The sequence below is a fragment of the Ferrimonas sp. SCSIO 43195 genome (genome assembly GCF_023716685.1).
GTDB lineage: Bacteria > Pseudomonadota > Gammaproteobacteria > Enterobacterales > Shewanellaceae > Ferrimonas > Ferrimonas kyonanensis.
This window is the reverse complement of the sequence record NZ_CP072679.1, coordinates 544,667-560,710: the sequence shown is the minus strand read 5'-3', so window position 1 is coordinate 560,710 and position 16,044 is coordinate 544,667. Positions and strand designations below refer to the sequence as shown.

Sequence of the window (16,044 nt, the reverse complement as noted above, 5' to 3'; positions counted from 1 at the left end):
CAATGAAAACAGCCATTATCATCACCACCCTGGTGAGCACACTGACCCTGGCCTTCGCGACCAGAGCCGCGGACGACGCCGTCACTCACTCCCTGCGCGGCGCCACCCCGGTGGCCGAACAGGGTGCGCCGGAGGCGGCGGCCCAGTATCCGAAAAAGGGCAAGTCCATCGAGCGGACCATGGCGCATCAGCCGCCGCTGATACCGCACAAGGCCAGCTACCCCATCAACCTGAAGCGCAACGGCTGCGTCAGCTGCCACGCGCCGGCAAAGGCCGAGCGGATGAAGACCACCGCCATCGACCCCAGTCACTACCTGGGCGACGGCAACCTGGACAACCGCTTCTACAACTGCACCCAGTGTCACGTGCCGCAGGCCAGCAACCGGGAACCGGACGTCGGCAATAACTACCAGAACTGAGTGATACTCCAGTCTCATTCGGGCGGCCTTCGGGCCGCTTTTTTGATCCTTGCCGCTAATGCGGCCGGGTGGCGATCAGGCTGGGTCGATCCTTTACCGACTCCAGCCAGGTCTTGAGTCGAGGGTGGTGTTTGCGCCAGCCCAGGCCGGGATGACGAAAATCCAGGTACTCCAGCAGGCACACCAACTTAATGTCCAGAATCGACCACTCTTCCGGCAACAACGACAGCTGTGACGCCAGGACCGTGAGCCCCTGATGAAGGGTATCCCGGTGGCGCTGATTCCAGAATGGCGACGCACTGCCTTCATCTTCGCGGCTGTGCTCAATCCGCAGTGCCACCGCCGTCTCCAGCAGCCCCTGCAACAGTGCATTCATTGACTGGCGGCCCCAGTGATGGGCCAATGGCAGGAACAGGGTCTGATTGCCCCACTCGGAGTCGAAGTAGCGACAGATAACGTCGCTGTCAAACAGCACCTGACGATCACGAATGATCAGGAAAGGGATCTTTCCCAATGGGTTGTGCAGGCGAGTTTCGTCGTCAAACGGGCTCCAGCGGATCTCGTTAACGCCTTCCATCGCCAGCTCCCGCGCCACCACTCGTGCCAGGCGGGCAAAGGGGGAGGCATCGGAGTAATACAGCATCATCACACTCACCTCCGGCCACCACTTAAGGCGCAGCGGCCGTTACCAGTATTTTTCCATGGTGATCTGCCCCGGGGTCCGGCGCAAGTTCTTCCGCAGCTTCATTCCTTCCAGTACCGCCACGGTATCGCGAATCATGTCCGGGTTGCCGCAAATCATGACTTGGCTTCGAGACGGGGTGATAGGGGTATCGGCGTAGTCCTGAATCTTACCCTGGGTGATCAACTCCGGAATCCGTCCCTGCAGCATGCCATCGATGCTCTCGCGGCTGACCACAGGCACAAACCGAAACTGCTCCGGGCGGGCGGCTTGCAGTGCCCGAATCTCCTCCAGGTAGGCCATGTCTCTGAGTTCGCGCACCGCGTACACCAGGTTAAAAGTCTCAAACTGCTCCCAAGTATCGTCGCACCTCAGCATCGACAGAAACGGGCCTACCGCGGTGCCGGTGGCCAGCATCCACATGTCGCGGCCCGCCGGCACTTCATCCAGCACCATGAAGCCGGTGGCTCGCTTGGCCACCATCAGCTGGTCACCCGGGTGCAAATCCTGCAGTCGCGGCGACAAACTGCCCTCTTCCACCGCCACCGCCAGAAACTCCAGCTGCTGCTGGGATGGGGCATTGACGTAGGAGTAGGCTCGCTGCACCCGCTCCCCCTCTTGCTCCAGCCCCAGCTTGGTAAACTGGCCGGCAACGAAGGGATCGGTGTCCGCCTCCACCTTGAGAGTGAACAGTTTGTCATTCCAATCAATACGCTCTACTACGGTTCCATTAACCCAAACGCTCATTCCATTGCCCCTGATTGCGCCGCATTATTGACCAGCATAACAGACTCCCCATAAAGAAAAACCCCGCACTGGCGGGGTCTTTAATCGGGCTCGAACCAAAATCAGGCCGAATGTTGAGGGCGGGCTTGTGGCTGAACCTCGGCCTCCGTCGCCGGTTCAGTCTTATCGACTATGGTCACCACGGCGGTATCGCCCACCACATTGGTGGAGGTCAGCACCATGTCGATGACCCGATCCAGCGCCGCCACCAGGGCAAAGGCTTCCACCGGCAGACCCATCTGGTGGATCAACACCCCAATCATCACCATGCCACCACCGGGAACGCCGCCAGCGCCCACAGACAGCAAGAAACAGGCGGTCACCAGCGACGGCAACTGCTCCATGGTGATGGGAGCGCCATAGGCGTTGCCCAGGAAAAAGGCCGCGATGGTGATGTAAATGGACACGCCGCTCATGTTCATGGTCGCCCCCAGGGGCACACCAAAGCCGGCGGTGGCCCGGCTGACGCCGATCTTATCGATCAGGGTACGCATGGTCACCGGAATGGTGGCGTTGGAGCTGGCGGTAGAAAAGGAAAACAGCACCTGCTCCTGGGTCTTACGACGGAACTCCGAGGCACTCATGTCGGTGGTCATCCCCACCACGGTCGGGTACACCACAAACAGCCAGAACAACAGCAACGACAGAATCAGCCCCAGGTAGCCCATCACCGACAGGAAGGTCTCTGCCTCCAGGGTCGCGCCAAGCTTCAGCATCAGGCAGAACACCCCATAAGGGGCCAGGCTCATCACCATGGTGATCAGGGTCATCATGATCTTATTGCCGGTGGCGAACGCTCGGGCCACCCCCTCTACCTCCTGACCCAGCTTCTTGATGCCAGCCCCCAGCAGCAGTGCCATAAAGATCACCTGCAGCATGTTGCCGGAAGCAAACGCGTCGATGGGGTTGCGAGGGACGATGTTGAGAATCAGATCGGTGATGTTTGGCAACTCGGTGGCCTTGATCTCGGCAGTGCCCATGGCCACCAGGTTGGCCCCGGAGCCCGGTTCGAACAGCAGCGCAATTGCCACCGCAGCGCTGATGGCCACCAGAGTATTGAGGATGTAAAGGCCAAAGGTCTTGCTGCCGAGACGGCCAAAGGCCTTGATGTCCGGCAATTCACACACGCCACTGACGATGGAGAAAAAGACCAGCGGCACCACCAGCAGCATGATGAGGTTTACGAACAGTTGCCCCCCCATGCTGGCCAGCCCCACCAGAGTCTGCTGGAAAAAGTCGACGTCACTAAGCACGAACTGAATCAGGGCGCCGAGAACCAGGCCACTGAACAGGCCGGTAAAGATGCGTTTGGAGAGCGAGTGTGATTGCATGATGATTTCCGATACTGCCGCCGGCGTCCTGCTCGTTGTCACGGTGCCTTTCCCTGGTACCGTCACTGTTGGCATCGCATCATACGCCCCCTACCAGCGAAATGGCAGCGGTTGCCAGCTCGTTAACAGTTGATTTATCCAATTACAAAGGCAAGTTCAGAGAAAACATCCAGCGCAAAACCGGCAAAACCCCAGTTTCATCCGCCAACGTACCGGTTTCAGCCAGCATAACTCACTAGGTGATCGAGATCACAAAATCACAAGTGCACTCAGAGGCACACTGCGCATAAATCCCATCACCTTGTTTTTTAACTGGCTTTAGGCTGATTTAACAGTGAGATCGTCGACCTAGGCCAGACCTGGCCGCAGATAAGGCAGTAACAACTTGGAAACATTGTCAACATCGGCAGAGCTCAGGGCGACTGACGGTGGTGACTGCCGAATTATTCACCCATCTGCACAGATAAAAAAACCGGGCAGAGTGCCCGGTTTTTGTCGCTGTGCGAAATCCTTAGCCGTTGGACTGAGGTCGCATCGCCGGGAACAGAATCACATCGCGGATGGTGTGGGTGTTGGTGAACAGCATCGCCAGACGGTCGATGCCGATGCCCTGGCCGGCTGTCGGCGGCAAACCATGCTCCAGTGCGGTAATGTAGTCGGCGTCGTAGTACATCGCCTCGTCATCGCCGGCGTCCTTAGCGTCCACCTGAGCCTTGAAGCGAGCATCCTGATCTTCGGCGTCGTTAAGCTCGGAGAAGCCGTTGGCCACTTCGCGGCCACCGATGAAGAACTCGAAGCGGTCGGTAATGAATGGGTTATCGTCATTGCGACGGGCCAGCGGCGAGATGTCGGCCGGGTACTCGGTAATGAAAGTGGGCTGAATCAGCTGAGGCTCGGCGGTCTCACCGAAGATCTCCTCCAGCAACTGACCACAGGTCCAGAACGTCTCTACCTCGACGTTGACCGACTTGGCAATGGCCGCCATGTGGTCGCGATCCTGTACCAACTCGTACGTCAGCGCCTGAATGTCGGCGTGATCCGGGTTGTAGTGCTTGATGGCATCCAGCATGCTCATGCGGGCATAGGTACCACCGAACTCGACGGTTTCATCACCGTACGGCATGGAGCTGGCACCCAGCACCTCAACCGCAACGGCGTGCAGCATCTCCTCGGTCAGATCCATCAGATCGTTGTAATCCGCGTACGCCATGTAGAACTCCATCATGGTGAACTCGGGGTTGTGACGAGGAGACAGACCTTCGTTACGGAAGTTACGGTTAATCTCAAACACCCGATCAAAGCCGCCCACCACCAGACGCTTCAAGTACAGCTCCGGCGCGATACGCAGGAACATCTCCTGGTCCAGGGCATTATGATGAGTAATGAATGGCCGGGCGGTAGCACCACCAGGAATCAGCTGCATCATCGGCGTTTCCACTTCCATGAACTGCTTGGACTCCATGAAACGACGAATGGCCGCCACCAGCTTGGAACGGATCACGAAGGCGTTGCGGGACTCTTCGTTGACGATCAGATCCACGTAACGCTGGCGATAGCGTTGCTCCTGGTCGGTCAGGCCGTGGAACTTCTCTGGCAACGGACGCAGCGCCTTGGTCAGCAGCTGGTACTCACCCATGTCCACATACAGGTCACCCTTGCCGGACAGGTGCAGCTGGCCTTTGATGCCGATGATGTCACCAATGTCCAGGCCACCGATGGCCTTCAGCTCTTTCTGCACCTCTTTGGAGGCGTACCCCTGGATGCGACCGCTGACGTCCTGAATGGCCAGGAAAGGACCACGCTTGGCCATGATGCGACCGGCGATGGAAACGATGTGGCCTTCCTCTTCCAGCTCAGGTTTGGTCTTGTGACCAAACTGAGCCTGCAGCTCGGAAGCCTTGTGCTCCGGGCGCCAGCTGTTGGGGTGGCCATTGGCAGGGCAATTTTCACGAATCGTAGCCAGTTTGGCACGACGTTCGGCAATCAACTTGTTTTCGTCTTGAACCTGTTCAGTCATTTTCTCTACTCAATCTTATAGGCCGGATTTCAGGCTGGCTTCGATAAAGCGATCCAGATCGCCATCCAGTACCTGCTGGGTATTGCGGTTTTCCACCCCGGTGCGCAGATCCTTGATGCGCGAGTCATCCAATACGTAGGAGCGAATCTGGCTGCCCCAGCCGATGTCGGACTTGGCGTCTTCCGCTGCCTGCTTCTCCGCGTTCTGGCTCTGCAGCTCCAGCTCATAGAGCTTGGCTTTCAACTGCTTCATCGCCTGATCTTTGTTTTTGTGCTGAGAACGTTCGTTCTGGCACTGCACCACGGTATTGGTCGGCAGGTGAGTAATCCGCACCGCCGATTCGGTGGTGTTCACGTGCTGACCACCGGCACCGGATGCCCGGTATACGTCGATGCGCAACTCAGCCGGGTTGATGTCGATGTTGATGTTGTCGTCGACTTCCGGGTAGGCAAACGCCGACGAGAAGGAGGTATGACGACGACCGCCGGAATCAAACGGCGACTTGCGAACCAGGCGATGCACGCCGGTTTCGGTGCGCAGCCAGCCATAGGCGTACTCGCCACTGAACTTGATGGTGGCACTCTTAATGCCGGCCACATCCCCTTCGGACAGTTCGAAAATCTCGGTCTTAAAGCCCTTGGCCTCCCCCCAGCGCAGGTACATGCGCAGCAGCATGTTGCACCAGTCCTGGGCTTCGGTACCGCCGGAACCAGCCTGCAGATCCAGGTAGGCATCGCTGCCATCCTGTGGCCCGGAGAACATGCGGCGGAACTCCAGCTTGGCCAGACGCGCTTCCAGCTCCTCGAGCTCGGACTGGGTCTCCAGGAAGCTGTCTTCATCTTCCTCTTCCACCGCCAGCTCCAGTAGCTCAGCCACATCTTCCAGACCCTGGTCCAGATCATCGATGGTTTTCACCACCTCTTCCAGAGCACCCCGTTCGCGGCCCAATGCCTGAGCGCGCTCAGGTTCGTTCCACACATCTGGCTGCTCCAGCTCGGCATTGACCTCTTCTAGACGCTCTTTCTTGGCGTCATAGTCAAAGGTACCCCCTAAGGAGATTTGTCCGCTCAGACAACTCCTTAATCTTGTTTTGAACCGGATTAATTTCGAACATTTCCGTCCTACAGATTGATGACACTATGCAAACCGGCAATTTTAACCGAAAGTCAGCGCCACTGCACCTATCGGGCCAAAGGAATTGAGCAGTTTTTATCCCGGTCAGCCGCCATCCCAATCGCAACCGGGACAGCTCATAGTGAATGGGTGAAAAAGCCAGCCAGCGCTGGCAATTGCCTTAACCCTTGGGGCATGATGGCAACACTCCAAAGGACGGCCAACAACGCAATGATATCCAAAGAACTTTTAAGCCTGATGCCGGTGCTGCTGACCATCTCCATGGCACTGCTGCTGCGCCGTACTCTGCTGGCACTGGGCAGCGGCCTGCTGCTGGCTGCGCTGATTCTGCACTGGGGCAGTCTCAGTGGACCGCTGCAGTACCTAGGCCATAACTTCATCGGCCAGCTGTATGCCGACGGCCAGTGGCAACGCTGGCACCTGGACGTCATCGCCACCATCGCGCTGCTGGGGGTGCTGACGCAACTGCTGGCCCGCAGCGGCGCGGTGGCCACCTTTGCCGACTGGCTGTTCCCCCGCATTCGCTCTCGGCGCCAGGCCAGACTGGCCGTGGTGCTGCTGGGATGGCTGGTGTTCATCGACGGCATCTTCAGCTGCCTGGCCAACGGCAACGTCAGCCGGCCGTTGAGTGAACGCTACCGCATTCGCAATACTCAGCTGGCTTACCTGGTGGACAGCACCGCCTCGCCGCTGTGCTCGATCCTGCCATTTTCCAGCTGGGGCCCCTACGTCATGACCCTGCTGGCCAGCATCAGCTTCCTGACGGTGCCGCCGCTGGCGGCATTTGTGACCATCGCCAGCTTTAATTTCTATGCCATCGGCACCCTGATGCTGGCACTGATTGTCGCCTGGACCAACCTGGGCTTTCGCGGTCCGTTGCCGGCGCCGGTTACCAGCTCCGTCGAAGCGGCGCCAGAAGGCTCCCCCTGGTTACTGGGACTGCCGGTGGCGGTGTTAATTTTCGGCAGCCTGCTCCTGGCTGTTGTCTCCGGCGCCCAGCGCAGTGATGGCAGTGACCTGCTGCAATGGCTGGCCAATGCCGACATCGGCGGCGCCATGCGCAACGCCTGTCTGCTGGCGGTCGCCCTGGCACTGGGGTTATTGCGTCGGCGCAAGCAGTCATGGCCAACCCTGCTGGTCAATGCCGGCCATGGCCTGCGTAGCGTCGCGGTGGCGCTGGCAATATTGATGTTTACCTGGATGATTGGCCGCGCCATCGGCGACCTGGGTACCGGCAAGGTGATGGCAACCTGGGCTGCCGCTCACCTGCACCCCGGGCTGTTGTTGCCGGGGATGTTCCTGCTGTGTGCGGTCACCGCCTTCGCCACCGGCTCCAGCTGGGGCACGTTTGCCCTGATGATTCCCATCGGCGCCGACATCGCACATCAGTTGCAGCCCGAACTGCTGCTGGCGGCGCTGAGTGCGGTCATGGCCGGCTCGGTGTTTGGCGACCACTGCTCGCCCATCTCCGACACCACGGTGCTCAGTGCCACCGCCAGTGGCTGCACCCCGGTGGATCACGTCCGCACCCAGTTGCCCCTGGCGCTGTTCACCGCCACCCTGGCCCTGCTGGGCTTCACCCTGGCAGGCCAACAGGTGTCACTGCTGATCATCTGGCCGCTGCTGCTGATTGTGATGCTGATGCTGAGCCAGCGACGGCGCCGCTCACTCAGCGAGGATCGATAAACTCCACCATCAGCTGAACACTGTCGTTGCCGCGCCAGTGATTGACGTCGAGCCGGTACGCCAGCTCGACCCACTGCACCGCGGCATTCGGCCACTGCTTCAGGTCGACATTAAAGGCGATGGCATCCAGCTGCAGACTGCCACAGGCGGTCTCCACCACCATCTTCAGGTGTTTGTGCCCCACCAGGCGCTGATCCAGCAGCCGGAACTGACCGTCAAACAGCGGCTCGGGAAACGCCTGGCCCCAGGGGCCGGCTTCCCGCAGCACCCGGGCGGTCTCCAGGCTAAGGCTGGCGGCGGCCAGTTCGCCGTCGCTGAGCAGCTCGCCGGTTAACTGCGACTCATCCAGCAATTCATGCACTGCCTGGTCGTAGGCCTTGGCAAACGCCGGGTAGCTCTGCGCCTTCAGGCTCAGGCCGGCGGCCATGGCGTGACCGCCAAATTTGAGGATCATGCCCGGATTGAGGGTATCAATGCGCTCCAGCAGGTCGCGCATGTGCAAGCCGGGAATCGAGCGAGCCGAGCCTTTTAATTCACCCTTGCCGGCATCGGCAAAGGCGATCACCGGCCGGTGATAACGCTCCTTGATGCGCGACGCCAGGATGCCGATCACCCCCTGATGCCAGTCGGCCTGATACAGCGCCACCCCCCAGGGCAGGTCGTCGTCCCGCAGTTGCAACGACTCCAGCGCCTGCACCGCCTCCTGTTGCATCTCGGCCTCAATTTCACGCCGCTCGGCATTGAGGCTATCGAGACGGCTGGCCAGCTGCCGCGCAGTCACCAGGTTGTCTGCCAACAGACACTCGATTCCCAGTGACATGTCATCCAGGCGACCGGCGGCATTGAGCCGGGGACCAACGGAAAACCCCAAATCCGAGGCCACCAGCCGCTCGGCACTGCGACCGGACACCTCCAGCAAAGCGCTGATGCCGGGACGGCAACGACCAGCACGAATCCGTTGAATCCCCTGCTGCACCAGCAGCCGGTTGTTGGCGTCCAGCGGCACCACATCGGCAACGGTGCCCAGGGCCACCACATCCAGCAGGGTCGCCATGTTCGGCACCGCAATCTGCTGTTGCTCGAACCAGCCTCGCTGTCGCAGCTGGCCCCGCAGGGCCAGCATCAGGTAGAACGCCACCCCCACGCCGGCCATCGCCTTCGAAGCAAACTCACAACCCGGCTGGCTGGGATTCACGATGGCATCGGCGTCTGGCAGTCGCTCCCCCGGCAGGTGGTGGTCGGTCACGATCACCGTCATGCCCGCGGCCTTGGCGGCATCGACCCCTTCGTGGGCGGAGATGCCGTTGTCCACGGTCACCAGCACCTCGGCCTGCATCCCGGCGGCCAGATCCACCAGCTCCGGGCTGAGGCCATAGCCGTAATCAAACCGGTTCGGCACCAGGTAATCGATCTTCTGTGCCCCCATCATGCGCATCGCCATCACCGTCAGGGCACTGGAAGTGGCGCCATCGGCATCGAAGTCCCCCACCACCAGAATCGCCTGCTGGCGCTGCAGGGCCTCCGCCAGCAGCGTCGCCGCCGCCTCGGTGCCTTTGAGGGTGGCCGGATTCAACAGCCCTTTCAGCTCCCGCTCCAGTTCGTGACCGCCACTCACTCCACGACGGGCATACAGCTGGCGCAACAGATCGGGCAGGTGGGCGGGCAGGTGGCTGTCATCGACAGTGGGGCGGCGAACAATCTTAGTCATGGGGCGCTACGTTCCGGAGTCTCAGCATGGAGGCAATAAAAAAGCGGGCCTGGGCCCGCTTCGGTCTGGGTATCTCAGCTTAACGGGTACTCAGCTGCATCTGCAAGCGTTCTGCCGGCAGATAACCGGGCACCAGGGTGCCGTCTTCCAACACCAGTGCCGGAGTGCCGTTGACACCGAAGGTGTTGCCCAGGGCGTAATGTTCGGCAATGGCCGAAGCCTTGTCGCAGTTGGCGGCCGGCAGCTTGTTGCCGGCTTTGGCGTCGCCCATGGCCGCTTTCGGGTCCTTGGCACACCACAGCTTCTCCATCTCCTTCCAGGCGCCACTGCGCTCACCGCCACGGGGGTAAGCCAGGTAGCGAATGGTAATGCCGGCATCCAGGTAGGACTGCATCTCGTTGTGCAGCTTACGGCAATAGCCACAGGTGGTATCGGTAAACACCGTCACCACGTGCTTCTCTTTCGGAGATTTGAATTCGATGGCGGTGTCGGCCACCTTCGCCAGCAACTCCTTACGGACGCTGGCCATGCGCTGCTCGGTCAGGTTGGCCATTTTGTTGTTCAGATCGTACACCTGGCCGTGAATCAGCTTGCTGCCATCTTCGGTGACGTAGAACAGTCCCTGAGGGGTCACCACTTCATACAGTCCGGCGATGGGGGCCGGGGCAATCGCTTCTGCCGGCATGCCCAGCTTCTGCTCCAGCGCCGCTTTGACTTCCGCTTCTCCCGCTGAGGCGGTACCCGCAACCAGTGCCAGCATACCCAGCAGAGAAAAAATCTGTTTTTTCATTGTTTATAAACTCCATGATGCCACAGCAGTATAGACCGGGCCTAGTCAGCAGAAATTACAGTATGGGGATAGATTCGCCAAGCCTCATTCACCCTCTAGGGTGATGTTGCTCATGTATTTTTTGTAACCTTGCTTGTGCCACATGGGTGTAAATCTGGGTGGTCGACAAGTCACTGTGGCCCAATAACAGCTGCACCACCCGCAGATCGGCGCCATGATTCAGCAGGTGAGTGGCAAACGCATGGCGCAGGGTGTGCGGCGAGATGGACACGTCAATCCCGGCGCGGCTGGCGTACAGTTTAATCCGGTGCCAGAAGGTCTGGCGCTGCATCAGCAAGCCGCGCTTGCTGGGAAACAGCACGTCGGAATCCCGCCCCGCCAGCATCACCGGCCGGCCCAGCTTAAGGTATGCCAGCAACAGCTCCAGGGCCGTTTCTCCCAGAGGCACCAGCCGCTCTTTGCTGCCCTTGCCCACCACCCGCACCACCCCCTGGCGCAGTCCCACCTGCTCCAACTGCAACCCCACCAACTCCGACACCCGCAATCCGGTGGCGTACAGCAGTTCCAGCATGGCGGCATCACGCAGTTCCAGCGGGTCGTCACGATCAGGCTCGTCCAGCAGGGCACTGACCTGATCTTCACTGAGGGTCTCGGGCAGGGTTCGGCTCAATTTGGGCTGCTTGATGCGGGTCATGGGATCGCGATCGCACAACCCCTGGCGCAGGGCGTAACCGTAGAAACGCCTCAGGGCACTGAGGCTACGGGCGGTGCTGGTCTTGGCCACCTGTTGCTGCTGGCGATGGGCCAGATACTGGCGCACCGGTTCGTCCGACACCTGCAGCAGCCCCAGCGAACGGTGCTGCAGAAACTCCCGGAATCGATTCAGATCACTGCGGTAGGCATTCAGGGTATTGTCGGACAGGCCCTTCTCGGCCCATAAGTGGTCTAAGAACCCTTCAATAACATCGGCATCAGACATGGTTAACACCTTGGATTACAAAGGTAAGCATTCCCCTTACCGAATAAAAAAACTCACTTACAAATATCTCTGACTCGGGAGACAACATTTTGTTAACCTGTGGCACCATAACGTAAAATTATGACAAAGGAACGCGACTATGTCGGTTTGGACTCGACGATTATTGCCTATTATCATCATCCTTGCAGCGCTGATTGTCGGGCTGGCAGTGATCTTCGCTACCAAAACTCAACCTGAGGTCAAAGAGCAGCGCAAGATCCTGCCGATCATTGAAGTCAGTGAGATTCGCAGCGATAACATCACCCTGAAGATGAAGTCCTACGGCGTGGTCCAGCCTCGTCATCAGACTCAGCTTGTGGCTGAGGTCAGCGGCCGGGTAGTGGCGCTGGATCCCAGCTTCATCGCCGGTGGCGAAGTGACCCAGGGGCAGATCCTGGCCCGCATCGAGCCCGCCGATTACCAGGCCGACCTGATGCAGGCCCAGGCCAACCTGGCCCAGGCCAAAGCGGTTCTCGAAGAGGAAATTGCCCGCGGAAAAGTGGCCGAGCAGGAGTGGAAGGGCGTCACCACCGGCATTCCACCGGAGCTGGGATTGCGTAAACCGCAACTGGCTCAGGAGCAGGCCAAGCTGCGCTCCGCCGAAGCCGCCCTGGCCCGCGCCCAGCGCAACCTGGAGCGCACCGTGATTCGAGCGCCTCTGGATGGACTGATCAAAAGCCGTAACGTCGATCTCGGCCAGTACGTCAGCCTGGGCGTGATGATGGGCGAAGTGCTGGGCACCGACGTCGCCGAAGTGCGTCTGCCCCTGGCCGCCGATCAGCTGCAGTTCATTAACCACCCTGACAATCCGGACAGCCCGGTCACCCTGACCCAGGCCAGTGCCACCGGCCCGGTACAGTGGCAGGCTCACCTGGTGCGTTCCGAGCAGGTGATCGATGAGCAGAGCCGCATGATCTACCTGGTGGCCGAGTTGCGCGACCCCTACAACAAAGAGGGCCGACTGGCTGCCGGGCCGCTGAAGTTCGGCAGCTTCGTCAACGCCGAGATCGAAGGCCGCACCCTGGACAACATCGTCCGTCTGCCTCGCCACAGCGTCCGCAACGGTGCGGTGATGGTGATCGACGACAACAATCTGCTGGAGCGTCGCCCGGTGGATGTGGTCCATACCGATCTCAACTCCGTCTACATTCGCGACAGCCTCAAGAAGGGCGAGCGCATCTCTCTGACCGCCCTCAACTCGTTCCAGGACGGCAGCGAAGTGAAGATTCTCGGTGAACCGGAGCCCGCCTCCAACGTCGGCGGCAGCCTGAGTGCGGAGGCCAATGCCAATGAGTGATATCGATACTCGCAACGGCATCATCGCCTGGTTCGCCCGCAACAGTGTTGCGGCGAACCTGTTGATGTTTGGCCTGTTGATCGGCGGCATCATCGCCACTTTCACCATCAACAAAGAGGTGTTCCCTCGCTTTGAGCTCAACCTGCTCAGGGTCTCGGTCGGCTACCCCGGCGGTGCTCCGCAGGAGATTGAAGAGGGCATCACCATTAAGATCGAGGAAGCGATCAAGGACGTCCAGGGGATCAAGAAAGTCACCTCGGTCGCCTCCGACTCCTCCGGCAGCGTCACCATTGAGGTGGAAGACGAAGCGGATCCCGCCGAGGTGCTGGATGAGGTCAAGCTGCGCATCGACACCATCTCCACCTTCCCCGAAAGTATCGAAAAGCCGGAGGTGTATCGCATCCGCCCGGAGCAGGATGTCATCTGGTTGTCCATCTACGGCGACGCCCCTCTGACCGAGCTCAAAGAACTGGCCAAGACCATACGCGATGAGATGACCAACCTGCCCTCGGTCAGCCGCGCCGACATCGTCGGTGCCCCCGACTATGAGATCAGCATCGAAGTCTCGGAAAACAAACTCAGGGAGTACGGCCTCACCTTTGAGCAGGTGGCTCAGGCGGTACAGCGCAGCTCCATCGACCTTCCCGGTGGCGCCATTCGCGCTCAGGACGGCGACATTCTGCTGCGCACCAAAGGCCAGGCCTACACCGACGAAGACTTCGCCCAGACTCTGGTGCTAACCCGCAGCGACGGCACTCGGGTGATGCTGTCGGACGTAGCCTACATCAAGGATGAGTTTGTCGAAGGCCTGCGCTACACCCGCTTCAACGGCAAACCTTCGGTGTTCGTTTCCATCAAGAGTGTCGGCGATCAAAACGCCCTGACCATCTCCGAGCAGGTGCGGGACAAGGTCGACGAGCTCAAGCAGGAACTGCCCGCCAGCATCGAGATCGAGCACTGGGGCGACGTCACCTTCTACCTGGAAGGGCGCCTCAACATGATGCTGGAAAACATGGCCATGGGCGCCCTGCTGGTGTTCATCATCCTGGCACTGTTCCTGGAACTGAAAGTGGCGTTCTGGGTGATGATGGGCCTGCCGGTGTGCTTCCTCGGCGCCCTGTTCCTGATGCCGCCCCTGGGGATGAGCATCAACCTGCTGAGCCTGTTTGCCTTCATCCTGGTGCTGGGGATTGTGGTCGACGACGCCATCGTCATCGGCGAGTCCGCCTACAGCGAAATTGAACGTCACGGCCACACCACCGACAACGTCATTGCCGGGGCCAAGCGGGTCGCCATGCCCGCCACCTTCGGGGTACTGACCACCATCGCCGCCTTTGTGCCCATGCTGCTGGTGCCCGGCCCCTTTGGGGTGATCTGGAAAACCATCGGTTGGGTGGTGATCCTGTGTCTGGCCTTCTCGTTGGTGGAGTCCAAGTGGATCCTGCCGGCGCACCTGGTGCACACCAAGCTGAAGAAAAAACAGCAACTGGGCTGGCTGGGCAAACGCCAGCACGCCTTTAACCTGTGGATTCGTCATCACATCGAACACAGCTACAAGCCGATGCTGGAGCGTTGCCTCAACCGCCGTTACACCGTGTTCACCGGCTTTGTCAGCGGCCTGATTCTGGTGATCGCCATGATGGCCGCCGGCCACATTCGATTCGTGTTCTTCCCGGACATCCCCTCCGACTTCATTCAGGTTAACCTGACCATGGAGCAGGGCACTTCGGAAAACAGCACCTTGATTACCCTGCAGCACATGGAGCAGCAACTGTCGAACCTGGAAGCGCAGTGGGAGCAGGAGTACGGCCAGACCATGGTCAAACACGTGCTGGCGGATCTGGACAGCCGCAGTTCCGGCTCCTTCTTCATCGAGTTGACCAAAGGCGAAGACCGGGTACTGGATACGGTGCAGATCAGCAACCAGTGGCGCGACGCCATCGGTGACCTGCCAGGGGTCAAGTCCATCGACATCGAAGGATCCACCGGCGGCGCCGGCGCCGACATCGCCTTCCGCCTGGAAGGCAAAGACATGGAACAGATGGCCGCCGCCGCCGCCGAGCTGAAACGGCACCTGGGCAGTTACGAGGGCCTGAGCGACATCAACGATAACTACTCCTCCGGCAGTCAGGAGCTGAGGCTGGCCATTAAGCCCGAGGCCGAATCCCTGGGGCTGACCCTGTCCGACCTGGCCCGCCAGGTACGCTACGGCTTCTATGGCTACGAAGCCCAGCGCATGCTGCGGGAAAAGGAGGAGGTCAAGGTGATGGTGCGCTATCCGGAGAGCGAACGCCGTAGCCTCGGCCACCTGGAGAACATGCGCATTCGCACCCCGGCCGGCGTCGAAGTGCCGTTCTCCGCCGTTGCTCGAGTCGAACTGGCGGAAAGCTACAGTGCCATTACCCGCACCGACGGCCGCCGCGCCATCACCGTGACCGCCCGTGCCGACAAAGCCATTGTCGAGCCCGGCAAGGTCACCCAGGAGGTCAGCGACCAGTTCATGCCGGAGCTACTGAAACGCTACCCCGGCGTCGATACCGAACTGGACGGGGCCAGCGCCGAAGAGAGCGATGCCCTGGTGAGTCTGGGGCAAGGGGCGGTACTGGCCCTGTTTGTGATCTTCGCCCTGATGGCGATTCCACTGCGCTCCTACAGCCAACCACTGATCATCATGTCGGTGATCCCCTTTGGCATGATCGGTGCTGCCATCGGCCACTACGTGCTGGGTCTGAGCCTGAACGTCCTGAGCCTGTGCGGCATCATCGCCCTGGCCGGGGTGGTGGTGAATGACTCATTGATCATGGTGGACTTCGTCAACCAGGCCAGAAAGGCCGGCATACGAGTGCGGGATGCGGTGATCCAGGCGGGCACCCAGCGATTCAGGGCCATCACCCTGACCTCGCTGACCACCTTCCTGGGACTGGCGCCCATCGTGTTCTTCGAGAAGAGCCTGCAGGCCCAGATCGTCATTCCCATGGCCACCTCTCTGGCCTTCGGCATTCTGTTCTCCACCACCGTTACCCTGATCCTGGTGCCCTGCCTGTACCTGATACTGGATGATTTCAAACGGGTACTGAAGCGCTTCTACCACTGGTGGTGGCGTCCGGCCGCCACCGAGTAATTCAGCAATATCCACAAGGGACCTTCGGGTCCCTTTTGTTTTGCCCCAGCGCCAC

At 60.1% G+C, this 16,044-nt stretch carries 12 protein-coding genes; 4 read left to right on the top strand and 8 right to left on the bottom strand.

Features of this window, described 5'->3' with window-relative positions; all coding sequences use genetic code 11:
* Positions 1 to 2: 2 nt before the first annotated feature.
* Complete coding sequence (locus J8Z22_RS02680; protein ID WP_028114276.1) at positions 3 to 419, top strand: nitrate reductase cytochrome c-type subunit; 417 nt, start codon at positions 3 to 5, stop codon at positions 417 to 419.
* Between the two features lie 55 nt (positions 420 to 474).
* Here the strand turns inward: J8Z22_RS02680 and J8Z22_RS02675 are convergent, their stop codons facing one another.
* The 5 genes from J8Z22_RS02675 to prfB all read right to left on the bottom strand — a co-directional run bounded on the left by J8Z22_RS02675 (position 475) and on the right by prfB (position 6,349).
* Positions 475 to 1,065, bottom strand: a complete 591-nt coding sequence (locus J8Z22_RS02675) for a glutathione S-transferase family protein (RefSeq protein WP_028114277.1) — start codon at positions 1,063 to 1,065, stop codon at positions 475 to 477.
* Between the two features lie 39 nt (positions 1,066 to 1,104).
* A complete protein-coding gene (locus J8Z22_RS02670; RefSeq protein WP_028114278.1) occupies positions 1,105 to 1,848 on the bottom strand; it encodes a ferredoxin--NADP reductase in 744 nt (247 codons plus the stop codon).
* A 101-nt stretch (positions 1,849 to 1,949) separates the two neighbouring features.
* Complete coding sequence (locus tag J8Z22_RS02665; RefSeq protein WP_252008636.1) at positions 1,950 to 3,218, bottom strand: dicarboxylate/amino acid:cation symporter; 1,269 nt, start codon at positions 3,216 to 3,218, stop codon at positions 1,950 to 1,952.
* 511 nt (positions 3,219 to 3,729) lie between these two features.
* Complete coding sequence (gene lysS, locus J8Z22_RS02660) at positions 3,730 to 5,235, bottom strand: lysine--tRNA ligase (protein ID WP_028114280.1); 1,506 nt, start codon at positions 5,233 to 5,235, stop codon at positions 3,730 to 3,732.
* A gap of 15 nt (positions 5,236 to 5,250) precedes the next feature.
* Positions 5,251 to 6,349, bottom strand: a protein-coding gene (prfB, locus tag J8Z22_RS02655; protein WP_143026609.1) for a peptide chain release factor 2 whose coding sequence is annotated in 2 segments (ribosomal slippage) — positions 5,251 to 6,273 and positions 6,275 to 6,349 — 1,098 coding nt in all. Because the reading frame shifts where the segments join, the coding sequence is not laid out codon by codon here.
* Between the two features lie 230 nt (positions 6,350 to 6,579).
* On the opposite strand from prfB, the gene J8Z22_RS02650 reads away from it, so the two are divergent.
* Positions 6,580 to 8,055, top strand: a complete 1,476-nt coding sequence (locus J8Z22_RS02650; RefSeq protein ID WP_252008634.1) for a Na+/H+ antiporter NhaC family protein — start codon at positions 6,580 to 6,582, stop codon at positions 8,053 to 8,055.
* On the opposite strand, the gene recJ is transcribed toward J8Z22_RS02650, so the two are convergent.
* The 3 genes from recJ to xerD all read right to left on the bottom strand — a co-directional run bounded on the left by recJ (position 8,039) and on the right by xerD (position 11,532).
* Positions 8,039 to 9,763: a single-stranded-DNA-specific exonuclease RecJ gene (recJ, locus tag J8Z22_RS02645; RefSeq protein ID WP_252008633.1), complete on the bottom strand. Its 1,725-nt coding sequence runs from the start codon at positions 9,761 to 9,763 to the stop codon at positions 8,039 to 8,041. The two genes, J8Z22_RS02650 and recJ, sit on opposite strands and share 17 nt — an antisense overlap.
* Before the next feature lie 79 nt (positions 9,764 to 9,842).
* Positions 9,843 to 10,553: a bifunctional protein-disulfide isomerase/oxidoreductase DsbC gene (dsbC, locus tag J8Z22_RS02640; RefSeq protein ID WP_028114284.1), complete on the bottom strand. Its 711-nt coding sequence runs from the start codon at positions 10,551 to 10,553 to the stop codon at positions 9,843 to 9,845.
* An 88-nt stretch (positions 10,554 to 10,641) separates the two neighbouring features.
* Positions 10,642 to 11,532: a site-specific tyrosine recombinase XerD gene (gene xerD, locus J8Z22_RS02635; RefSeq protein ID WP_035416209.1), complete on the bottom strand. Its 891-nt coding sequence runs from the start codon at positions 11,530 to 11,532 to the stop codon at positions 10,642 to 10,644.
* A 139-nt stretch (positions 11,533 to 11,671) separates the two neighbouring features.
* Between xerD and J8Z22_RS02630 the strand changes: the two genes are divergently transcribed.
* Together J8Z22_RS02630 and J8Z22_RS02625 are read left to right on the top strand one after the other, a co-directional pair.
* A complete protein-coding gene (locus J8Z22_RS02630; RefSeq protein WP_252008631.1) occupies positions 11,672 to 12,868 on the top strand; it encodes an efflux RND transporter periplasmic adaptor subunit in 1,197 nt (398 codons plus the stop codon).
* Between the two features lies 1 nt (position 12,869).
* Positions 12,870 to 15,989, top strand: a complete 3,120-nt coding sequence (locus J8Z22_RS02625; RefSeq protein WP_252010439.1) for an efflux RND transporter permease subunit — start codon at positions 12,870 to 12,872, stop codon at positions 15,987 to 15,989.
* The last annotated feature ends 55 nt before the right edge of the window (positions 15,990 to 16,044 follow it).